The organism is Microvirga guangxiensis (assembly GCF_900102135.1).
In the GTDB taxonomy this organism is placed as follows: Bacteria; Pseudomonadota; Alphaproteobacteria; order Rhizobiales; family Beijerinckiaceae; genus Microvirga; species Microvirga guangxiensis.
Genome location: NZ_FMVJ01000023.1, coordinates 1 through 22,509, shown reverse-complemented (window position 1 = coordinate 22,509; position 22,509 = coordinate 1). Strand labels below are relative to the sequence as shown.

At 59.5% G+C, this 22,509-nt stretch carries 20 protein-coding genes; 3 read left to right on the top strand and 17 right to left on the bottom strand.

What is annotated here, in order from left to right; translation table 11 throughout:
- A partial coding sequence (locus BLP10_RS22370; RefSeq protein ID WP_139165584.1) for a transposase occupies positions 1 to 341 on the top strand: 341 nt, incomplete at its 5' end.
- A 393-nt stretch (positions 342 to 734) separates the two neighbouring features.
- On the opposite strand, the gene BLP10_RS22365 is transcribed toward BLP10_RS22370, so the two are convergent.
- The 11 genes from BLP10_RS22365 to BLP10_RS24130 form a co-directional block, all read right to left on the bottom strand.
- Positions 735 to 2,264, bottom strand: coding sequence for a malonate--CoA ligase (locus BLP10_RS22365; RefSeq protein WP_091139838.1), 1,530 nt, complete (start codon positions 2,262 to 2,264; stop codon positions 735 to 737).
- 575 nt (positions 2,265 to 2,839) lie between these two features.
- Complete coding sequence (locus tag BLP10_RS23990) at positions 2,840 to 3,730, bottom strand: aldose 1-epimerase family protein (protein WP_091139834.1); 891 nt, start codon at positions 3,728 to 3,730, stop codon at positions 2,840 to 2,842.
- A gap of 148 nt (positions 3,731 to 3,878) precedes the next feature.
- Positions 3,879 to 5,075, bottom strand: a complete 1,197-nt coding sequence (locus BLP10_RS22355; RefSeq protein WP_091139831.1) for an ABC transporter substrate-binding protein — start codon at positions 5,073 to 5,075, stop codon at positions 3,879 to 3,881.
- 80 nt (positions 5,076 to 5,155) lie between these two features.
- Positions 5,156 to 6,178, bottom strand: a complete 1,023-nt coding sequence (locus tag BLP10_RS22350; protein ID WP_091139824.1) for an N-acetylglucosamine-6-phosphate deacetylase — start codon at positions 6,176 to 6,178, stop codon at positions 5,156 to 5,158.
- 67 nt (positions 6,179 to 6,245) lie between these two features.
- Positions 6,246 to 7,436 carry an extracellular solute-binding protein gene (locus tag BLP10_RS22345; protein WP_091139819.1) on the bottom strand — a complete coding sequence of 397 codons (1,191 nt, stop codon included), beginning with the start codon at positions 7,434 to 7,436 and terminating at the stop codon, positions 6,246 to 6,248.
- Between the two features lie 49 nt (positions 7,437 to 7,485).
- Entirely contained in the window at positions 7,486 to 8,259 is a 774-nt protein-coding gene (locus tag BLP10_RS22340; protein ID WP_091139814.1) for a glucosamine-6-phosphate deaminase, read from the bottom strand.
- Positions 8,256 to 9,299, bottom strand: a complete 1,044-nt coding sequence (locus BLP10_RS22335) for a LacI family DNA-binding transcriptional regulator (RefSeq protein ID WP_244510771.1) — start codon at positions 9,297 to 9,299, stop codon at positions 8,256 to 8,258. The genes BLP10_RS22340 and BLP10_RS22335 overlap by 4 nt, the downstream gene beginning before the upstream one ends.
- A 229-nt stretch (positions 9,300 to 9,528) precedes the next feature.
- The gene (locus BLP10_RS23010) at positions 9,529 to 9,795 is read right to left on the bottom strand and encodes a transposase (RefSeq protein WP_175494014.1); all 267 of its coding nucleotides are present in this window, start codon (positions 9,793 to 9,795) and stop codon (positions 9,529 to 9,531) included.
- Positions 9,795 to 10,058 (bottom strand): hypothetical protein, encoded by a 264-nt coding sequence (locus BLP10_RS23330; RefSeq protein ID WP_175494013.1) that lies wholly within the window; start codon positions 10,056 to 10,058, stop codon positions 9,795 to 9,797. The genes BLP10_RS23010 and BLP10_RS23330 overlap by 1 nt, the downstream gene beginning before the upstream one ends.
- A gap of 430 nt (positions 10,059 to 10,488) precedes the next feature.
- Positions 10,489 to 11,292, bottom strand: a complete 804-nt coding sequence (locus tag BLP10_RS22325) for an outer membrane protein (protein ID WP_091139806.1) — start codon at positions 11,290 to 11,292, stop codon at positions 10,489 to 10,491.
- A gap of 418 nt (positions 11,293 to 11,710) precedes the next feature.
- Positions 11,711 to 12,073 carry a hypothetical protein gene (locus BLP10_RS24130; RefSeq protein ID WP_091139801.1) on the bottom strand — a complete coding sequence of 121 codons (363 nt, stop codon included), beginning with the start codon at positions 12,071 to 12,073 and terminating at the stop codon, positions 11,711 to 11,713.
- 219 nt (positions 12,074 to 12,292) lie between these two features.
- Here BLP10_RS24130 and BLP10_RS22315 point away from each other — a divergent pair, with 219 nt between their 5' ends.
- Positions 12,293 to 13,003, top strand: coding sequence for a GntR family transcriptional regulator (locus BLP10_RS22315; RefSeq protein WP_175494012.1), 711 nt, complete (start codon positions 12,293 to 12,295; stop codon positions 13,001 to 13,003).
- Between the two features lie 167 nt (positions 13,004 to 13,170).
- On the opposite strand, the gene BLP10_RS22310 is transcribed toward BLP10_RS22315, so the two are convergent.
- The 6 genes from BLP10_RS22310 to acs all read right to left on the bottom strand — a co-directional run bounded on the left by BLP10_RS22310 (position 13,171) and on the right by acs (position 21,873).
- Entirely contained in the window at positions 13,171 to 14,928 is a 1,758-nt protein-coding gene (locus tag BLP10_RS22310; protein ID WP_091139791.1) for an adenylate/guanylate cyclase domain-containing protein, read from the bottom strand.
- A 398-nt stretch (positions 14,929 to 15,326) separates the two neighbouring features.
- On the bottom strand, positions 15,327 to 15,995 hold the full coding sequence (locus BLP10_RS22300; RefSeq protein ID WP_091139783.1) for a 3'-5' exonuclease: 669 nt from the start codon (positions 15,993 to 15,995) through the stop codon (positions 15,327 to 15,329).
- Positions 15,996 to 17,810 (bottom strand): DUF294 nucleotidyltransferase-like domain-containing protein, encoded by a 1,815-nt coding sequence (locus BLP10_RS22295; RefSeq protein ID WP_091139779.1) that lies wholly within the window; start codon positions 17,808 to 17,810, stop codon positions 15,996 to 15,998.
- 69 nt (positions 17,811 to 17,879) lie between these two features.
- Positions 17,880 to 19,574, bottom strand: coding sequence for a cation acetate symporter (locus BLP10_RS22290; RefSeq protein ID WP_091139774.1), 1,695 nt, complete (start codon positions 19,572 to 19,574; stop codon positions 17,880 to 17,882).
- Positions 19,574 to 19,879, bottom strand: coding sequence for a DUF485 domain-containing protein (locus BLP10_RS22285; protein WP_091139771.1), 306 nt, complete (start codon positions 19,877 to 19,879; stop codon positions 19,574 to 19,576). Before BLP10_RS22285 ends, BLP10_RS22290 begins: the two co-directional genes overlap by 1 nt.
- Positions 19,880 to 19,902: 23 nt before the next feature.
- On the bottom strand, positions 19,903 to 21,873 hold the full coding sequence (gene acs / locus BLP10_RS22280) for an acetate--CoA ligase (RefSeq protein ID WP_091139767.1): 1,971 nt from the start codon (positions 21,871 to 21,873) through the stop codon (positions 19,903 to 19,905).
- Between the two features lie 407 nt (positions 21,874 to 22,280).
- On the opposite strand from acs, the gene BLP10_RS22270 reads away from it, so the two are divergent.
- On the top strand, positions 22,281 to 22,509 hold a 229-nt coding region (locus tag BLP10_RS22270; RefSeq protein WP_091139760.1), incomplete at its 3' end, for a transposase.

The window sequence follows — 22,509 nt, the reverse complement described above, 5'->3', positions numbered from 1 at the left end:
AGGTGGGACAGTTGGCCCAAGCCGTGCAGGCGGCCACCGGCGAGAGCGTGGACCTGGCCTATGTCGATCAAGGCTATACAGGCGAGAGGGCCGCGGCGGCCGCCCGCGAGCATGGGATTGAGCTGGAGGTGGTCAAACTGCCTGAGGCCAAGCGCGGTTTCGTGCTGTTGCCGCGCCGGTGGGTGGTTGAGCGGACCTTCAGTTGGGCCACGCGCTTCCGTCGTTTGGTGCGCGATTACGAGCGCTTACCTCAAACTCTTGCTGACCTCCACGTCATCGCACTGGTCTGCATTATGTTAAGACAGGCCGTAAACTACATCGCAGTCCATAACAGCCTCTAGTCACGACGGAGTTAGTAAGAGATACCGAAGAGAAGCGGGATAGTCCCGGTTGGGGCCAACCTTTATTGTTGGTTGGGGATGAAGAACGCGGGCAAGAGACAGTTCGATTATCGGCGCTAGTTCTGGCAGATGCACACGCTTACCGAACTGAGATTGAACTGCACAATCGTCCAGGCGAGCCGAAATCCTAAGAGGCCGGTTTGGGGCAGACGGTGAAATTCGTTCACTGACCTGAACGTCTGATGTTCTTGTTCAAAGCGGCAGTTCGACCCATATCCAGGACAGGGCAGGAGAAGGCATTCAGCCAATCTCTGCGACTAGAAGTACCTGCAAGTCGTGACAATCAGCCCAAGGCTTTCTCAAAATCTCCTAAATGCTTCTCGACTTCGCAACCTAAGAGGCGCCTGCCGGTTCGGCATACAGGTCTCTAAACTTCTCACGCAGCATGTTCTTCTGCACCTTGCCCATGGTGTTACGTGGTAGCTCTTCGATGAAGACAATCTGCTTTGGCAGCTTGAACTTCGCCAAGCGACCAGTGAGAGCCGTAAAAATCGACTTTTCGTCGATGTCTGCCCCCTTGGAGCGGACAACAACAGCAGTCACTCCCTCACCAAAATCTTTGTGCGGCACCCCGATCACGGCACTCTCGAATACGCCGGGAAGGGCATCAATCTCTTCCTCGATCTCCTTCGGGTAAACGTTGAACCCGCCAGTGATCACCAGATCCTTACCACGGCCCAGAATGTGCACGTAGCCGCGCTCGTCGATCTTGCCGAGGTCGCCAGTGATGAAGTAGCCGTCCGGGCGGAAATCGGCTGCGGTCTTCTCCGGCATGCGCCAGTAACCCTTGAATACGTTCGGGCCCTTGACTTCGATCATGCCGATCTCATTCGTCGCCAGCTCCTCGCCCGTGTCGGGATCGGTAATGCGAACCGATACACCGGGTAATGGCAGGCCGACAGTACCAGGTACCCTGTCTTCATCATACGGGTTCGAGGTGTTCATATTCGTTTCGGTCATACCATAGCGCTCGAGGATGGCGTGTCCGGTTCGGGCGCTCCACTCGCGGTGGGTTTCGGCTAATAAAGGAGCGGAACCTGACACGAATAGGCGTATTCCGGATGTCACGTCCCTGCTGAGTCCAGGATGCTGAAGCAGGCGCACGTAGAAGGTCGGCACCCCCATCAGAGCTGTCGCGCGAGACATGAGCCCGAGGATGTCGTCTGCATCAAACTTCGACAGGAAGATCATGGACGCCCCCGAGAACAGAGTGACGTTGCTGGCCACAAACAGGCCGTGGGTATGATAAATCGGTAAGGCATGGATCAGCACATCATCCGCTGTGAAACGCCAGACCTCCTTCAGGGTCAGAGCATTGGAGACGAGATTGTCGTGGGTCAGCATCGCGCCCTTAGAGCGGCCTGTCGTGCCTGATGTGTATAGAATCGCCGCTAGATCATTGCCTGCCCTTTGTACTGTCTCAAACGAATCAGGAGCCTTGGCCGCGGCCTCGATCAGCGTGCCCTGCCCTTTCGCATCCAGCGATTCGACTGCAGCCCCCACCTTCGCAGCCAGTTGTTCAATGCCTTCACGCTTGCCAGGATCGCAGACAACAAGCGACGGTTCGGCATCGCCGATAAAGTACTCGAGTTCCGACAGCGTGTAGGCGGTATTGAGGGGCAGATAGACTGCGCCAGCCCGAACGGTGGCCAGATACAGGATCAGCGCCGGAATTGACTTCTCGACTTGAACCGCAACCCGGTCGCCGGGCTTCACCCCGCGGGCGGTCAGCACGTTCGCCAAGTGACCGGACCGGGCGATCAGTTCGGCATAGCTGACCGTCTCCTCCGCCGGCGTTGTGATGGCAGCCTTGGTGAGATCGTCGACTGAGCGTTCGAGCCGGTCAAACAGGTTTGCGTTCATGGCATGAGTTCCGAAGCGGGAGTAAAATAAGGGATCCTGGCAACATATTGTGGATCCTGACAATCATGAGGTGAAGATTAGATTGCGAGATGTCAGATCGGCCCGCAAGGCTTTGCGGACTATAGACGGCTCAGCAACTACTGGATTACGCCCTATAAGGTGGATAAGTCCGGCATTCGGCAGCAAATGAACTCGTCTAGCAACTCCCGGCTCCATTTCTGGAGCAGGGCAACATAAGCATTCAAGAGGGTGCTGGGAATCCATTCTGAGGAGGCTCTTTTGATTGCCGAGCATGTGGAGATTTTTCAGACTGAGGCGGCGTCCTGACAAGCCGCCTCAGCCTTTGGCCCGTCAGGAAGAAAGGTCTGGGTCTGAGGCTTGAGCAGTCACAAGGCAAACCACTGGCGCGTGCCAAATATTACCTTCGCGCATCACATTGCGATCATGAATCGAGCAGCCGCGCACGAGAGCCCTGCCAATGGTATGCGCGACAATCTAAGATCGAAATCAACGACGGTGACGGTTGGCATGTCTGGTCATAACCAGCTTATAAGAACATGCTGCTGTCAAAAAACCTACTGTGACATGCCCGGCAGAAGAGCGATCTCTATTGTGAATGTCGCTGCTCCTCCGACAGGAACGGCGACAACTCCCGGACGCTCGCCGAACTCGCCCTCGAAATCGTCAGGACTGGCGAAGCCCTGCCACGGCTCGATACACACATAACTGGCTCCAGGCTTTGTCCAGATCCCAAGATGCGGCATATCCGGAAAGCGGACCGCGAGCGCAGGGCTGCCGGGTGCACCATAGGTGACGCGTCGGCTCGCAGGTGATAGAAAGATCAAGGCGTCGTCAATGAACAGGTCATCCGCGAGGGCAAGGCGGCTCCCGACAACCGGAGACGGATGGCAGACTGGAGTCATGAGTCCGTCCCGAACCCGCCGGATTGGCTCGCTGCTTTCGTCCCGCTCGAAGATGATTTCGTGGGCCTCCCGCGCTGCACCGTAAGGCAGAGGCCAGCGGAACGCTGGATGGAAGCCGAATGATACGGGAAGCGCTTGTTCATCCTCGTTTGTCACGACGGCCCGATTGAAGAGAACTGAGCCTGCGATTTCGTATGTCACATCGAGCCGAAAGAGAAATGGATAACTGATCATGGTATCGGGGCCCGATGTAAGGCTCAGAGTGCAAGTATTTTCTCCTCGCTCGACTACCGAAAATCGCGACGTTCGGGCGAAGCCGTGTTTCGCCATTTCGTAGTCTCTCCCCTTGATGCGAATGCGATCACCCTTTGCGCGCCCGACCATGGGGAAAAGCAATGGTGCTCTTCCGGCCCAGATGGCTGGGTCGCCATTCCACAACAGATCCCTGCCCTCCTGGTCCTGCAGCCTGACCATTTCGGCGCCAATCTCGGAAATTTCGGCCGTCAGTCCAGGTCCAGCCAGCGTTATCGTCTTAGAACCCATTGCTTGCCCTTTGTTCTCATGTCTCTGAAATCCTGTGCCGAGAAGGCAACAATCCGGTAATCGAAACGTCATCATGATGGCATATCGGCCAGCACATCGGCGATGAGCAGCCCAGGGAAGCTCATCACCGATGCTAGATCAATGCGCCTTACTTAGCTCTCTTTGAGCCAATCTCCTCATCCCACCGACGGAACGCGACGACCATCTTCTCTGGGGGCAGCGGCAGCTCAATTGGATTCCCGCTGATCAGTTCCGCATATTCGGGCCGGCCGAACTCATTGATAACGTCCTGGCTTTCCTTGGGGGCCATGGTAAGCGGCACATTCTTCACGGCAGGTCCCGGATAAAGGTATCCTTCATCGTACGAAAACGCCTGTTGCTCAGGCTTGAGCAGAAACGCCATCAAGTCGACAAGAACAGCGAGCTTTTCATCCGCGACACCTTTGGGCACGACCATGAAGAATGCGTCGGATACCCAGTGAAAGCCTTTGAGAGTTCCGATTTTGGCGCTCTTCGGCACGATGCCGAGCGCTCGCGGATTGATGTCCCAGCCTGTGGTAGTGATGATGATATCGCGGGAGCCTTCCCCGAATTCTTTCATCGTGGCTGTGGTACCGGAGGGGTAGTAATCAATGTAGGCGTTTAGCTCACGCAGATACGCCCAGGTCTTCTCCCAGCCGTTGACTGGGTCCATGGCATCCTTGTCCCCAAGGATGTACGGCAACCCCATCATGAAGGTTCGGCCCGGCCCTGAGTTCGCAGGCCTAGCATACATGAAGCGACCCGGATTCGCCTTGGCCCAGGCGAGCAGCTCCTCAGCCGTCTTCGGCACATCCTTCACGCGTTCAGGAGCATATTCGAGAAGTGGCCCGGACGGATAGTAGTTGATTACCACACCATAGCCCCGGCCCTGAGCTCGGTGTAGGTTCAAGGCGGCGGGCTCATAGTTTTCCTCGAGATTGGGGAATTTATCGGCGTAGGTGGGGAGGAGCTTGAGCCAGAGTTCCTGCTCCAGCCCTGCGGCAAGACCGTCACTTCCCGTCAGAACCATATCGATATCGATACGGCCTGCATTCTGCTGCGCCTTCACCTTGGATGCCAGTTCGGGTGCGGGAGCCTTCACGTAAGTAATGCGAGATACGAGTTCCGGCTTGGCCTTGCGGTACTCCTCAAAGGCCTTCTGCATCAGTGCGAGTGCACCGCCCACATCGATCACGTTGAGCGCGACAGGCGTTTTCGGAAGAGCAAGGCTCTGAGCGCGAACGCCCGTGGAGGCTAGGGCCGCCAGGCTGGCGGCGCCCCCAAGGAGCATACGGCGATCGAGGTGCTTAGGCTGACGTTCCATTTGTTCTTCCCCTTCTGGTTTGTTACACGATACGTGTTCCTGCCGCTGACGTCCTTCGTCACCGCGCATCGCCCCGGCGGCTACTTTCGACGATGCACGATGTCCCCGTGTTCGACCCGCAAGACCTCCCAATCTGCAGACCAGCTGACATGACCAACTGCGGGGATAGGCAATCCGTGCGCCCTCAATGCCCGAGCCAGAAGCGACCGCGGATTGTCGCAAGCCATCTGGATCGCCTCTTCTGGACTTCCGAGCCCCCATCGCACGATGTTGCCGATCGCCTTGTCCAGGGTCAGCGAAGAACCCGCGAGATAGCGGCTGCCCGGCAGCCGAACGCTGCCGTCCGTGCCATGCTCGATCGCCATTCCGGCGAAGGAATAGCGCCCAGGGCGAGCGGCTGCGGCAGAAACAGCATCTGTCACCAAAATCGAGCGCTCAATCCCTTTCGCACGAAGCATCGCCTTCAGCGCCGGTCGCGGAAGATGAATGCCGTCTGCGATGAAGCTCGCATGCAGGCGCTCCTCGGCAAGTTGGGCAAAGATCGTGTTGTCGAGTTTCGGCAGCGTCTGCGGAACACCATTGCCGAGATGCGTGGACATCTCTGCGCCCGCCTCTACGGCCCTTGAAACCATATTTGTATCAGCGGAAGAGTGACCGACGGCGACGATCTTTCCGGCGCTGCTCAGCGTTTGGATGACTGCTTCGCTGCCTGGCATCTCGGGCGCGAGCGTCACGAGCAGGATCGGCCGCGACAGGTCTGCTTCAAGTCTGAAGACAAGATCGGCATCGGGCTCCGTCATCACCTGCGGCGGATGACACCCGGCATAACCATCCGCTGGGTTCAGGAAGGGGCCTTCGAGATGGTATCCCGGCACCATGATCGGGCCGAGCCGGCTCCCGGCCACCGCGCGGTCGAGCGCGGCAAGGCGTCGGGCCAGATCCTCTGCAGATGCCGTGATGATCGTCGGCAGGCAGGTTGTCACACCCGTGCCGAGCATCGCTGCGAGAGCAACCTCCAGCGCATCCGCGTCCAGATCCGCCGCATTGAAATCGATCCCGGCGAAACCATTCACCTGAAGGTCGAGAAGGCCCATGCTCTGCATCAAGAACTCCGCTCCTGCAATTGATCATAGGCAGCATGCACCGCCTATGATCTTATGGAAAAAGCCGTTACTGCTTCATCTTCGCGCTGCCGATCTCGCGGTCCCATTTGTCGAACATTGCCACCAGAGGCTTAGCGTCGAGCGGCGGCTCGATCGGGTTGTCGGCGATTAGGCGCTCGTACTCCGGCCGGCCGAACCTCTTGATGGTGTCCTGGCTTTCCTGGGGCGCCATATTGAGCGTCACGCCGTGAATGGCGGGCCCCGGATACATGTAGCCGTGATCGTACATGTACGCCTGCTGCTCGGGCTTGAGGAGGTATGCAATCATCTGGAGAAGGACATCGACCTTCTCCTGCGGAACGCCTTTCGGGATTGCCATGTAATTGGCATCACCCACCCAGTGGAAACCCTTGAGGCTCGCGACCTTGAACTCCTCCGGCACGATGCCGAGGTATCGCGGGTTGATATCCCATCCGGTCGTGGTCGCGATGATGTCGCGTGTTCCCTCGCCGAGTTCCTTCATCGTTGCCGTTGTGCCGCCCGGATAGTACTCGATGCAGCTGTCGAGTTCCTTAAGGTAGGCCCATGTCCTCTCCCAGCCGTTGATGGGGTCCATCGGGTCCTTGTCGCCCAGGAGGTAGGGCAACCCCATCACGAAGGTGCGACCCGGTCCAGAATTTGATGGGCGCGCGTACATGAACTTTCCGGGGTTTGCCTTGCACCAGGCAAGCAGCCCTTCCGCCGTATCGGGAACGTCCTTGACGCGGTCCGGCGCATATTCAAGCAACGGTCCAGATGGATACCAGTCAATGACGAAGGCTTGCCCCCGGCCCATCTTCTGCATTGCATAGGCACCGGGAAGATAAAGCTTCTCCAAGTCCGGAAAGCGATCCTGATATTTCGGCAGGATCTCGAGCCAAATGCCCTGCTCCATGCCGGCGGCCAGGGCATCATTTCCAGTCAGGACAAAGTCGATGTCAACGCGCCCCGCATCCTGCTGCGCTTTCAACTTCGCAGCGAGCTCGGGTGCTGTTGCCTTCGTGAAAACGAAACGCGAGACCAGTTCCGGATGATCCTTCCTGAATTTCTCGATTGCTGGCTGACTGATCTGAAGATCGCCAGCAACGTCGATGATGCTGATCGTGAGAGGAGCTTTCGGCTTGGCCGATGGAGTTTGGGCAAAACTGCCCGTGGCCAGAACGACTCCAGCCACTAGGAGCGCGGCTGCACTCAGAGTATTTCTCAATCTTGCACTCATCGGACCTTGTTCCTTCCCTGGTTTATCTTCGGATCCGTCCCGATCCACCTCAGCCAGCACCCTCATCCGCTCCACGAAGAGAATTCGGTGAGAGCTTGCTGGCAGATGCAGGATCGAGGAACACGTGGCAGGCGGGATGCCTTTGAAGAATGGAAGCGGGGCAATCCGGGGAGACAGGTCCCTCCAGAGCCTTTTGAACAGCGTCGGCCTTACGTGCATCCGGCACGGACAGAACGATGAGGCGGCTTGCCATGATCTGGTGAACACTCATTGAAATAGCAGTCCGAGGAACATCTTCGAAGGCAGGGAACCAGCCTTCCCCGAATTGCTGCTGTCGGCAGATGTCATCGAGCTCGACAACGATGTATGGATCATCCGTATTGAAGTCGGCCGGCGGATCGTTGAAAGCGAGGTGTCCATTCTCTCCGATGCCGGCGAAGGTCACATCGATCGGGTTAGCCCTTACTAGATCCCCGATCCGTGAGATCTCAGCGTTGAGATCGGGCGCATCCCCTTCGATAAAATGAAAAGCGCCCAGGATTGGGAGCTTTGACGTGAATCGTTCACGCAGATAGCGGCGGAAGCTGGCCGGATGGCTGTCCGGCATGCCGATATATTCATCGAGATGAAATCCCGTCACCTTCGACCAATCGATGCCCGGCTGCCGTACGAGGGATTCAAGCATTTCAAATTGGCTTGCCCCGGTTGCGACAATGATGTGAGCTCGGCCCTTTGCGGCGATTGCGTCGCGGATCGCCTGAGCGCCCATCGTAGCGGCGGCTTCTCCAAGGACTGGCTTTGTTGGATGAAGGTGAAGTTTCATTGTGTCTCTGTCCGTTCCGGTCTTTGTTGTGATATTTCGACCTTTGGTTTGGATCGTGGCGCGGCAAATGCTGTGCGAGGCCGCTTTGCAGGTTTGCCTGTCGTTGCGCGAATGATAAGTTCCGTCGGGATGATCATGCGCTGGTCCTGGACTTGGCCCTTGCTCAGAACCTCCGTCAGCAGTTTCACGGCCTGCGCGCCCGCATCGTCGCTGTGCGCAGCGACCGTTGTCAGAGGCGGATAGGTCGTGGCGGCCAGCACGTCATCGAAGCCGACGATGCTTATGTCCTGGGGAATGTGCCAACCGAGATCGGCGAGGCCCGCCATGATGCCCTGAGCCACGAGATCGTCGAATGCGACTGCCGCCGTGATTGGCAGCTTCGCAAGTTCACCAGCGGCTCTTCGGCCAGCCTCATGGTTCGGGTGATAAGCTGGAACAGCAGTTAGATGGATAGCAAACTTTTCAGCAGCCCTGATGGCGGCTTGCTCGCGCTGCTGATTGGCCCATGAAGCGGGCGGACCACTCACATACGCGATGCGGCGGTGGTTCAGGCTCGCAAGATGCTCGATCGCAGCCGTGATCCCAGCACTGACATCCATCAGAACCCGCGGCAATCCTTCAATATCCCGATTGATCAAAACCAAAGGACGGCGCGCCGCGTGAGCCCGCACCCTCTTCTCGTCAAGACGGGGGGAGGCCAAAATGAACCCTTCGACTTGCGTCGCCATTTTTGTGAGAAGCATATCCTCACGCTCCGGCTGCTCATCAGAGTCGCCAAGAAAAACCGCATAGCCCGCTTGATCGGCATGAGCTTGCGCCGCGCGAATGAGTGGTGGGAAGAATGGGTTTGCAATATCCGGAACGACCAGAGCGATATTACCTGCGCGTCCGGTGCTTAAGGCTCGCGCCACTTGGTTCGGGACATAGCCGAGCTTCTCGGCCACCTCGTGGACACGTTTTATTGTTTCGGGCTTCAACAGGTCAGGTCGGCTGAAAGTGCGAGAAACGGTGGCCCGCGACACGCCCGCAGCTTTCGCCACTTGGCTGATCGTAGGCAATCCGGTTGGGAAACCTCTCACAATCGCTAGTCCTCGGCTAAGCCATCATGTAACCGGTTGCACAGCCATTTTGTCAAGTGCGCTTCTGGCCTACAATACTGGGGGCTGACCTCCGACAGCGTCCCCAAAAATACTTAGCACGGTGAGCGTTCAGCTGTGACGCACGCGTTTCCGGGCCGACCTTTACGTTGCGCTCTAGAGCATCGCACGGCTAGACGGACGCATATCCGGCAGCCTTGAGGAAGCTCCAGCACTCCTGTGGCTCGAAGAGCTTGCAGATGTCACCGAGGGCGCGCCAGAGCGCGCCGAAGGTTTGAGCTTCGGCTTTGCGCAGGTGTGCCTTGATCTTGGCGAAGGCCTGTTCAATCGGCTTCAGGTCTGGACTGAACGGTGGCAGAAACAGGAACCAGGCCCCTCTCTGCTTCAGACACTGGGCGGCCTTCTCGCTCTTGTGGACCGCCAGATTGTCGAGGATCACTACGTCACCTTTTCCAGGCTCGGCGCGAGTTGTGTCTGGATGTAAACCTCGAGTGACAGCCAGGTGATCGGGCCAGCAATCACCCATGGCGCGCTCAGCTCGCTGCACCGTAACCCTGCGATGAACGTGTGCGTCTCCCAGTGCCCAAAGGGCGCTCTCCTACGCAGGCGCTGCCCCCGGCGCGAGCGCCCGCGCAGGCGCGTCATCATGGTGTTGACGTAGGTCTCATAGAGAAAGATCAAGCGGTGTGGCTGCTCACGCATGCGCCGCTGACGCTGTGCCAGCCAGACCTGGCGCTCGTCCCGCACGTCGCGCGGGCGCACTCCCTCGCCATCAGGACTTTTTTATACGTGAAGCCGCGCCGGCGCAGGAAGCGTGCGAGCATCGCGGGAGCCACGCCGATCCCGTGCTGGATCAGCAAACTCACATAAATTTGGACCTGATCCGCGAAGTCCCATCCGGGCCCGTAGCATGTGAAGAGCCGCAGTTGAGGCCACACACATGTCCGCCCTGATCACGGGCTGCACTAACCCGAAGATTCTCCTTGCGTCACAGGACATCCACATATGCTCCTGATTATACGCTTAGATAGAATAGATATTGCCCTGGCACGCTGCACCTGATCCCTATCTCATCAAAAAGAGAATGGCCCGGGTTTCCCGGGCCTTTCCAACCGTCACTGCGACACAGATCCTAGTAGGTGCCGAACTTGTAGTTCAGACCAGCGCGCAGAACGTGGAACGCAGTCTCGTCCTTGACGCGGTAGGTCACGCCCGGGACATCCGGGGTAGCGGCCGCATAGTGCTTCGAGTCCAGGTTCACGTAGAGGTATTCACCCTTCAGCGACAGGTTGTTGGTGAAAGCGTACTCGGCGCCACCGCCAATCGTCCAACCCCAGCGGGTATCCGAGTTGGAGCCATTGAAGCTCATAAGCGGATCGCCGTTGAGATCAGTCACATACGAGGAGTGGCTCTTCACCGAACCGTAGGCAACACCGCCGGTGGCGTACACCAGGAGGCGTTCAGCGGGGGTAAAGCCGAGGCGAGCGCGCAGTGTGCCGAACCACTGAACCTTGTGACCAGCCCGCAGGGTTTCCGTTTCGACGAGGGCGCCGCCGAGGGCCGTCTCCGAGACAACCGCCTCGTAATGGTCGTTGAGGTTCAGATAGCTGATGTCGGTCTCAAGACCGATCACAGCAGCGCCAATCTGATGATTGTAACCGACTTGAGCACCGCCGGTGAAGCTGCCCTCGTTCGAGCTGCGACCGAAGCCAGCAACCTCAAGAGCACCAAAAAAGTCCGGATCGGCAGAGCTCAATGATACCTCGCTGTCGCCCCAGGCGTAGCCCGCGTTCGCACCAACATAGAAGCCCGTCCAGGTGAAGACCGGAACAGCGGCGACAGCCGGAGCCGGAGCATAGCGAGACGGAAGGTCAGCCGCCGAGGCGGCCGCAGTAAGAGCAACCAGGGCGGTTGCGGAGAGAAGCAAATTTTTCATTCCTAAGTACCCCCTAAATGAGCAGGCGTTTTGTAGCTCCTAGGCGCCAGGCTGTCTGTCGCTTTTCTGCCACACAAGGGTATTTTGTAGACGAAAATGCTAACAAAAACTGATTACAAGCATGAAAGGCTTGTTTTCCTCTTATGGCCATGACCAGATGCCGGCGCAGAGAGAAGAACCAACTTCATGGCCCAGTGCCGACCTAGCGCGTCGGCACTGGGTTCTTTTTTTGCTACTGTCGAGTGCAGTTTTCTTCCGGAACAATATCAATCCGGCGCAGAGGTTCTCACCGTGACGAGAACCCTCTCTTCACCCTTCCCCGCCATATGCAGGGCATGACCCACTCCTGCGGTGGCGCCATCTCCGAACTCACGGTTAATTCGCCGGTTTAGTACTGATCCGTCTCGCCAGTTGCCCACTACTTTGCAGCGTTATGATGCCCGGGATCCAGACTGTGGAGCGACATAGTAAGGCCAGCGGTTACTTGAGTTACGTTCGATACAATCAACCAACCGGTGCCCTCGTAGCCTACATTGAAGGCGGTTAGCAGCGTGAAGCGACTTTCCAGACCAGTGACCGCAACGGTACCGATAGCCGTAGGGTAACGGCCAATGAAAGCGTTCCCGCTTACGGTCAGGTCGCCTCCGACGACGGCCAGCTCACCGGTGTGCCATTCGCCAACGTTGGGCCGGCCATCAAGTGTCGTGGTATTCGTGACCACTTCCCGCCGATTGCCAATCGACCCGTCAACCGCGCGAGCGACACCGATTGCGAGGACCATCGCAACAACAGAAGTCGGAGCCAAAAGCGTTGCTGTTCGACCCTACCGACCGCTGCGATAGTCAACGTGAGAGTCCGGTGTGCGCCCGACCACCATTTTTTCATTCAGCGCAGTCTCATGGGATTTACCCGCCTTATATGAAGATGATGCCGTTTTTGATAACAAAAATATCGGATGGCATTGGTCCTAATAACCGCTAAGGAGCGGCCGGAGATGTCCATGACAAAGCTGTCCATATTGAAAAATGCGTCGCAACGCACCCTTCTTCATTCCAAGGGATCATCCCGTGATGTGGAGCGGGTGATGGAGTATGTCCGGGACGGTATCGCTCAAGGACACCTGGCGCCCGGACAGAAGCTGATCGAGGCCGACATCTGCACCGCCGTGGGCCTCAAGCGCGGCCCCGTGCGCGAAGGGCTGCGCATGCTCGCCGGACAGGGCGTGCTGGAGTTGATCCCCAATCGTGGCGCCTGGGTGCGTAAGCTCGACCGCAAGGATCTCGCCGACATGGTCCAAACCCTGGCCAGCCTCAACGCCGGCGCCCTCTTCCAAGCCCTGCGAAAGAACACCAAGACGCACCTGAAGGCGGTGCTTGATCCGATCATTGCTGAGATGCGGTTGGCACAGGCAGCACGCTCTTATCCAGCGCTTATGCGGGAGATCGCCCGCTACCACAGCGCTGTCATCGATCTTTCCGGTAACCGCTATATGACGTATCTACTAGAGGCACTGCACGTGTACCATTACCACCGCTCGATGGCCCTCGAACTGACGGTGGAGAACTGGACACTTTATGTCGGTGCCTATGAACAGGCCCACGCCGCAGTGATCCGCAAGGACTTTGCCGCAGCCGCAACCATCTTTGAGGAACATGCCCAGCGGCTGCAAAATGTGCTGGCTCAGGACGTCACACCCGCTGTCTTTCGCTGAGGCTGCAACGGTTTCCACCGGAGTGATGGCTTACTCAGCCGTGTCATCGGGACAGCCTAGTTTCGGGCTTTCCTTCGACGGCGAATGAAGGTCCACTCGTCGCGGCTTTGCAGAAACTCAACGTACTTCTGACTCGTGCAATTAACGGACGTTTCTGTTTCGCAAGATCAATCCAAGCCGGCTCGGGCAAGTCCTTCGATCAGGCGCGCCCGGTCCTCGGCACGGACGAAACAAGATGTTGCTCCGACCGCATTCCGTGAGATGTCAGGGACGAGCAACTTGAGCCGCCCGAGCAAGTCCGTGGCAGCTTCTTGGTCGCCCAGAAGTCCGGCACAGACCGTGCCGATGATAAGCGGATATGGGTGGCCGGATCGCAGGCGATGCGCCTCCCGCGCATAGCTCAATCCAAGCTCGTAGTTCGCGCCCTGGAAGTAAGCCATGGCGTAGTAGAACTGAAAGTCGCCGAGAAAAGCCTCGCGCGGGCTCAGTCTGAGAGCGTAGTCGATGCAAGGAATAGCGTCCGCCGCACGGCCTCCGTTTGCATGCGCAAGTCCCAACTGGCCGTGTGCAAACGCGGAGTTGGGGTTGATCGCGACTGCCTGGCTGACCGCTGCCATCGCCAGGGGATCGTCACGGGTCGCATAAGCCGTCATCGTCTGCGCAAGGTAAGCCCACGGCTCCTTGTCGTCCGCGGCAATAGCCTGTTGGACGACATCCCTGGCAAGTGTCATGGCGTATCCCATGTCCTCCCAGCCCTGGAACGCGCGCCACATCGTAATCCATCCTTTCATGGCGAGCGCCTGGGCATAGTCGGGGGCCAGCCCGATGGCCCGATCAAGCAGGGGGAGCATCTTTCGGCTGCTCTCCTCCGACAATTGGGAACAAAGGAATACCGCCCGCACGACACATTCCCAGGCATCGAGGCCATGATGTGGTTTGGGGCTTTCGCGGGCATGCTCTGCCGACAGGAGTTCCGGCCCGATGCGGGCGACTATGCTTGCGGTGATCTCGTCCTGAATGGCGAAAATGTCGCCGAGGTCGCCGTCGTACCGCTCGGCCCAGAGATGGGCTTCGGAGGCTGCATCGACTAGCTGCGCGGTCACCCTGACGCGGTTGCCGAACGTGCGGACGCTCCCCTCGAGAACATAGCGGATACCGAGCTCGCGCCCGACGGCGCGCACATCCACGGGCTTTCCCTTGTAGGTGAACATCGTGTTGCGGGCGATCACGAAGAAGCCCTTGAGCTTGGACAGTGCGGTGGTGATGTCCTCGGTGAGCCCATCGCTAAAGAGATCCTGCACGGGGTCGGCGCTCATGGTGTTGAACGGCAGCACGGCAATGGATGGTCGGTCCGGCAGTGCGAGCCTGGACCGTGCGGTTCGTACGGTCGTCCCGTCCAGAAGGGGGCGGTACAGTCGCACCGGACGCTCCATGTTCTTGAGCGCGCGCTCACCCAAATACTCGTAGTCGCAGTCGAGCTTGCCATGAAGGTGATCATACGCCGTGCCGGAAATGCAGATACCGCCAGGATCGGCCAAGGTCTGGAGGCGGGCCGCGATATTGACCCCATCGCCGTAGAGATCCCCATCAACCTCGTGGATCACATCACCTAGATTGACGCCGATCCGGAAGATGATGCGTCGCTCCGTTGGGATATCGGCTTGGTTTGCGGCAACGCCCTTCTGGATGGCGACCGCGCACGCGACGGCATCGACAATCGAGCCGAACTCCACGAGGGCACCGTCGCCCATCAGCTTGACGATACGGCCCTGATGCTCGGCCAGTAGTGGCTCGATGACCTCCCGGCGCACAATCTTCAGGGCCGACAACGTCTCAGCCTCGTCATGTTCGACGAGGCGGGAATAGCCAACGACATCGGCGGCCAAGATCGCGGCCAGCCGCCGCTCCGCTCTTGCAGGCGCCATGGCTGTCTCTCCCTCAGGAGATCCGCCGGATGAAACCCAGGCGATTGACGCGACACGCACCATCCGGCTGCCTGAAACCGCGACCGTGCTTGCTCATGATACCACCGAGCTGGCGGTGTGGCGACGCTTCACGAGAGATCGCCTTACCGGCAACTGGGTTAGCGCTGCGGTCACTACAAAGATCTGTTGTGGTCCAAGGTTAAGCCAGACAATCGCCTGCATGTTTGCCCATGCCAACAGCACCAGGAACTCGTGCCACTGACCCTCAGGCTTGGTCGAATCCTCACAGGGTTCTGAGGGTATTGAGATCATGGCAAGGTTGATGGCTTCCGGCATCAGTTTCGCAACACAGGCGTCTGGAAGCTGGGAGACACTCCGTCTCCCGCAATCCACCGAGCTCAAGCCCCGATTGGAGCCTCCTGCTGAACCGCGCGCTCGCGGCCAATGCGGACCCCGCGCTGGCGCATGTCCCGGAGTTGAACGTACATCATGGCGGTCATCAGGGCATCGTTGAAGGCATCGTGTTGTCCAAAATTGGGAATACCGAGATCTGCTAGGATCGACTGGAACCGAAGATCAAGCACCGTCCCTGGTGGGGCGCCGCCATACTTGAGGGCGTAGTAGATCTCCGAGACCTCAATGCGACGATTGGGGAGCTTCGCCTCGATATACCGGAGAACATATCTGTCGAGCATGCGGACGTCGAAATCCACGTAGTAGCCGACGATGGGGCGCCCCCCGATGAACCGGAGCAGCTCTGGCAGAACCTCGTGCATGGGTCGTCCCTCGGCCACGTCACGCGCGCGGAGCCGATGGACCTTGATGGAGGTAGGGGTCAGAACCCTGTCGGGCTTGATGATGGCCGTGTAGGCCTCGCTCGTCATGATGCGGCTGCTGCGGATCATGACGGCAGCGACCGCGATCACCTCGTCGATCCGCGGATTGAGCCCGGTTGTCTCACAGTCCAGGACCACTACCTCATCCATCGGTCCCGGCTCGAACAGAAACCTGTAAGCATGGTCTCCCAGAGTCGCGCGGTAGAAGAGGTTACGCAGTTGGCGTCTCACTCAGAATCCCCCGGGATTATAGCGGCTGCGAATGAGGTCACGGAACTGGCGCACCACCCGAAGGGCATCCCGCAGGATGTCCCTCTCGACCGTGCTGATCCCATCCAGGCGCAGCAGGGCCTCCGACTCAAGCTCCCCCTTGTGCAGCGCATAGAGCTGGGATCTCAGGCGAAACTCCATGAAGACATGCAACGCGCCTATCAATTCCCGACCGAACGATGGCTCCAGAGCGCCTGCCTTGACGAGCGCCTCGATGCGAGATGCCGTCGATGTCTCGAGGATGGCCTTGTCGATTGCAAGCGTGCGCACGCCATGCACGATCGGGAACGTTCCGGCTCTTTTCAAATCGATCTCGTCTGGGCCGGCGCCGACACTTGCCATGATGGTGCCGAGAACGCCCAGGTTGGGTGTCGCGAAGGTATCGATTAACGATGCGAACCGAGCCAGGAGAGCGGCCTCGCCCCACATGAGCTCGAACATCGCCCTCTTCGCTCGGATAAGGATGTCTATCGGGTTCGTCACCGCCACTGCATCGAGGAAGATGGCGATGTTCATCATGGCCTCAGCATCTCCGCGGAGAACCCATGACTTGAGCTGCCGGATGAAACTGTCGAGGGATTGGGACCAGACCGGATTGCGAACCATGATGTTTCCGGGACAGGGAGGGAATCCGAGCCCGGCCAGCGCTTCCGAAAACCCATCCCGAAACCGGATGAGATCCAACGCCGGAACATCCTTGTCCAGAAGAAGGGCATTGTCTTGGTCGGTTCGGACGGTTTGCTCGCCGCGCCCTTCCGATCCCATGAGCAGCAAGCAGCCGGCCTCCTGGATCGTCGGCGGCGCGGTCATCTCGAAAACGCGCGCCAATAGCCGCCGGTTCAGGTCTGACGTCATCTCGGCGATCACGTCAATCTTCACTCCCTGCCGGTGGAGGCGCTCGACCTGCGCCTCGATGTCCCTCGCGGCAGCAGCGAGATCATCAATGCTTCGAGCTCGGTCGATCCGCCCCGGGATCAGTTGCGAATTGCCCGCGAACAGGCCTAGAATGTCGATATCCTCTAGAAATCCCATATATTGGTCGTTCGATGTGATCGCGAGGCGCCGTTTGTTGTGCTTCGTCATTAGCAGCAGCCCCTCGAAAACGAAGTCTTCGACGTCCACCGAGATGACGTCGAAGTGGCAGACCTCTCGAACTGGGGTTTCGATCGGGAGCCGGCGCAAAACGACTGCTTTCGACAGGTTCATACCGGTTACGACGCCGACCCGTTGTCTGTCGCGCACGAAGAGAGCGTTGATGTCGTGGTCCCGCATGCAGTGGCCGGTCTGCTCGATGCTGATCCCGCCTTCGACGAATACGGCGGCACGATACCGGACATCGCCAACCCGCGCCCGCAGGACGCTGTCCATGCCTTCCGCCTTCCGTTGCTGAGCAAAGGCATCGAGCTTGCGGGATACGTCCGCATAGAAGAACGCAGCAAAGGCGGCGTTGCGGTGGATCAGGGCGAGAACGTTGCGGCGTGGGACGAGATAGCAGAGCGTCTCCTCGGCCGCCACGAAGTCTTCGCCCGCGGCACCATGGACGAGAGCGCGGGAGTCGAAGCTGTCCTTCGGGCCAAGCACAGTTGTGACCGTGCTGCGGTCCCGGACCTCAACCGATCCTTTGATCACCACGTGCAGCCAGTCCGAGGGACTCCCTTGTGGGATGATCACCTCCTCGGGCGCGTAGTACCCGATATCGAGTCCGGCTCGCAGTTCCGCGCTCTCCTGATAGGACAGCCGGTCGAACGGCGGATTGGTAATATCGAAGCCCTGCATGAACCCCTTCCGTCAGGGTGCCGAGCTGCCGCTCCGGTGCACCGGAGCGGCAGCTGATTGTCTTGCGGATCAATGGACGTGGGCGGCTGCGGCCCCAATACCGGTTTCCGACCGGATGTATTGGGCATCAAACGCGGCGACCTCGTCCTTGGCGCGATTGCTGGCATCGAGCTTGGAGAAGGTCCAGATGCCGAGGAAGGCGATCGGCATGGAGAAGATCGCCGGATTGTCGTAGGGGAAGAGCTCCCGCGCGAAGCCGAAGGTCTGCACCCAGACGGCCTTGCTCAGGACCACCATGGTGACTGCGCTGATCAGGCCCAGCAGACCACCGACCAAGGCTCCTCGGGTCGTGGTCCCCTTCCACAAGACCGACATCAGGAGAACCGGAAAGTTGCAGCTTGCCGCAACCGCGAAAGCCAAGCCGACCATGAAGGCCACGTTCTGGTTCTCGAAGATGTACCCTAGGACGATCGCTACGATTCCGATGACGATTGCCGAGATCTTCGAGATCCGGACCTCCTTCTGCTCCGATACCCGGCCGCGGGCGATGACTTCCGCGTAGAGGTCGTGACTGACGGCGGACGCGCCTGACAGGGTGAGGCCAGCGACCACGGCAAGGATTGTCGCGAACGCCACAGCCGAGATGAAGCCGAGAAACAGCGACCCGCCCGTTGCATTGGCTAGATGGATGGCCGCCATGTTCGTGCCGCCGAGGATGTCCTTGACCTTATCATAGGCGCCACCAGCGCCGAGCTTGAAGAAGCCCGGGTCGTTCATCAGGAACGTGATCGCGCCGAACCCGATGATGAACGTCAGGATGTAGAAGTAGGCGATGAAGCCGGTGGCGTAGAACACCGACTTTCGCGCGGCCTGGGCATCCGACACCGTGAAGAACCGCATCAGGATGTGGGGTAGTCCGGCGGTCCCGAACATCAGTGCCAAGCCGAGCGAGATGGCAGAGACCGGGTCCGCTACGAGGGCGCCCGGCGCCATTATGGCGTCACCCTTCGGATGGGTTCTCACGGCCTCGGCGAACATGGCTTCGGGGCTGAAGCCGAACCGCCACAGGACGATCAGGGACATCAGAGTGGCCCCGGCCAGGAGAAGGCACGCCTTGATGATCTGCACCCAGGTCGTGGCCTTCATACCGCCGAACGCCACATAGACGATCATCAGCACGCCGACGATCACGACTGCGTAGAGGTAATCCAGGCCGAAGAGCAGCTCGATGAGCTTGCCGGCACCGACCATCTGCGCGATGAGATAGAAAGCGACCACGACAAGCGTCCCGACAGCCGACAGGATGCGGATCTGGGTCTGGTCCAGGCGGAAGGACGCCACGTCCGAGAACGTGAACTTTCCGAGGTTTCTCAGCCGCTCCGCGATCAGGAACAGTACGATCGGCCATCCGACTAGGAAACCAATAGAGTAGATCAGGCCATCGAAACCGCTGGCGAAGACAAGGCCGGAGATGCCCAGGAAGGATGCCGCCGACATGTAATCACCGGCAATGGCCAAGCCGTTCTGGAATCCTGTGATACCACCGCCCGCCGCATAGAAGTCAGCAGCCGACTTGGTCTGGGCCGCGGCCCGGTAAGTGATGCCGAGCGTACCGAGCACGAACAGCAGGAACATGATGATTGCCGTCCAGTTCAACGGTTGCCTCTGGACGGCGCCGAGATCCGGTCCGGCTGCAAGAACCTCGGAGGAGCCTGCACCCAGCGCGACCAGCGTCGCGACTGTAAGAATGATGAGCCGCGACATTACATGATCTCCCTCGTGAGGTGACGGGTCAGTTCGTCGAAGCGGCTGTTCGCACGTTGAACGTAGATGCCGGTCAGGACGAATGCGGAGAGGATGACGCTCAGTCCCAGGATGATCCCCAACGAGGTCACACCGTCACCGACCTTGGTCGCAAGGAGAGGCTTGGCGAAGGCTACGAGGAGGATGAACCCGAAATATATGACGAGCATCGCAATCGAGAGGGTCCAGGCGAACTTCGATCTTTGGCGGACGAGTTCCTGGAACTGCGGACTGCGAAGAAGTTGGTTGTAATCTTGCGCGGCCATGGATCAGGCCTCCCATTGAAAGCTCAGCGAGCTCGGTTCTGCCTGTTGGTGATGAGGTCGTCGACGACGGCGGGGTCGGCGAGGGTCGAGGTGTCGCCCAGCGAGCCGAACTCGTCCTCGGCGATCTTGCGCAGGATGCGGCGCATGATCTTGCCGGAGCGGGTCTTCGGCAGGCCGGGGGCGAACTGGATCAGGTCCGGCGAGGCGATCGGGCCGATTTCCTTGCGCACCCAGGCCACCAGCTCCTTGCGCAGCTCCTCCGTGGGCTGCTCGCCCGCCATCAGCGTCACGTAGGCGTAGATGCCCTGGCCCTTGATGTCGTGCGGATAGCCGACCACGGCGGCTTCCGACACCTTCGGATGAGCCACGAGCGCGGATTCCACTTCCGCCGTGCCCATGCGGTGGCCGGACACGTTGATCACGTCGTCCACGCGGCCGGTGATCCAGTAATAGCCGTCCGCATCGCGGCGGCAGCCGTCGCCGGTGAAGTACTTGCCGGGATAGGTGGAGAAGTATGTCTGCACGAAGCGCTCGTGGTCGCCGTAGACCGTGCGCATCTGGCCCGGCCAGGAATCGGCGATCACGAGATTGCCTTCGGTTGCTCCCTCCTGCACGTTGCCTTCCGCATCCACGATCTGCGGCTTTACGCCGAAGAAGGGCCGTGTGGCCGATCCTGGCTTCAGCTTCGTCGCGCCGGGAAGCGGCGTGATGAGGATGCCGCCGGTTTCCGTTTGCCACCAGGTATCCACGATGGGGCAGCGGCTGTCGCCGACCACGCGGTGGTACCATTCCCAGGCTTCCGGGTTGATCGGCTCGCCCACGGAGCCTAGCAGGCGCAGGGTCTTGCGCGAGGTCTTCTTCACCGGCTCCTCGCCCGCCTGCATGAGCGAGCGGATCGCGGTCGGCGCGGTGTAGAAGATGTTCACGTTGTGCTTGTCGATCACCTCCCAGAAGCGGGAGATCGACGGATAGGTGGGCACGCCCTCGAACATCAGCGTGGTCGCGCCATTGGCGAGCGGTCCGTAGAGAATGTAGGAATGGCCCGTCACCCAACCCACGTCGGCGGTGCACCAGTAGATGTCGCCGTCGTGATAGTCGAAGACGTATTGATGCGTCATCGCCGCATAGACGAGGTAGCCGCCGGTGGTGTGCAGCACGCCCTTCGGGGTGCCCGTCGAGCCGGAGGTGTAGAGGATGAAGAGCGGATCCTCCGCGTTCATCTCCTCATAGGGGCATTCGTCGGAGACGAGCTCGGCCGCCTCGTCGTAATAGACGTCGCGGCCCGGCACCATGTTCACCGCGCCGCCCGTGCGGCGCACGACGAGCACATGGTCGACCACGCCCGCGCCGACGCGCTCGATGGCGGCATCGACATTGACCTTGAGCGGCACCTTGCGGCCGCCGCGCAGGCCCTCGTCGGCCGTGATGACGAAGGCGGATTTGGCGTCCTGGATGCGGCTGGCAAGCGAGTCCGGCGAGAAGCCGCCGAAGACCACGGAATGGATCGCACCGAGGCGTGCGCAGGCCAGCATCGCATAGGCCGCTTCCGGGATCATCGGCATGTAGATCGTGACGCGGTCGCCCTTCTCGACGCCGCGGTTGCGCATGATGTTGGCCATGCGGTTCACCTGCGCGTAGAGCTCGCGGTAGGTGATCTTCTTGGACTCGGACGGATCGTCGCCTTCCCAGATGATGGCGACCTGATCGCCGCGGGTGTGCAGATGCCGGTCGACGCAGTTATAGGCGACGTTGGTGACGCCGTCCTCGAACCAGCGGATCGAGACGTCGCCGGGCCCGAAATTGGTGTTCTTGATCCGGGTCGGCTCCTTGAACCAGTGAATGCGCTTGGCCTCCTCGGCCCAGAACGCCTCCGGGTTGTGCACGGACGCGTCGTACTTCGCGCGGTAGCCGGCGTCGTCCAGATAGGAACGGTGGGTCCATTCGGACGGCACGTCGTAGATAGGCAATGTAGCAACAGGTGCTGCAAAATCCATGATTTTGACTTTCCCAGTCGCCCCTTTTCTTTGTCCCTTTTGTTCGTGGCTTTGGAACTTGAGTGCCATCATACTGGGCTGAAATTCTGTCGAATTGAGGCAGATCAAGCAGAACGCCTTGGGAGCCTTGTAAGAAAGTATGATGACCGCAACATCGTGCTGGGCCTCATCTGAGGATCAGCAGAGCGTGATTGCGTACCGATTAACTAGGCAGCGAAGCGGCGTGGCCGTCCATTAGATCGGCCTTACCCGCAGGATCGTCTCCGCCGAGCAAAAGAGGGCTATCGACAGCAAACTCGACATGCTTGAGTTTCGGCGTGTCGGGTACGTGGGGTGCGCCCCACGAGATGGACAGGTCGGCACTGAGGAATTGACCGGGGCTGCCGGGCTTTAGGAGACTGAAGCCCATGGCAAAGCACCGCACCCACAGCATCGACTTCAAGCGGCAGGTTGCGCAGGACTACCTTGCCGGCGAGACCCTGCACGGCTTGGCCAAGCGCCACGACCTGTCGCGCAACCTGATCCGGATCTGGATCCGGAAATACGAGGCTGGCGCCCTCGATGAGGATACGGCTGCGGCTGAACTGCTCCAGGAGTACGAGGCGCGGATTGCTGCCCTCGAGCGGCTGGTCGGCA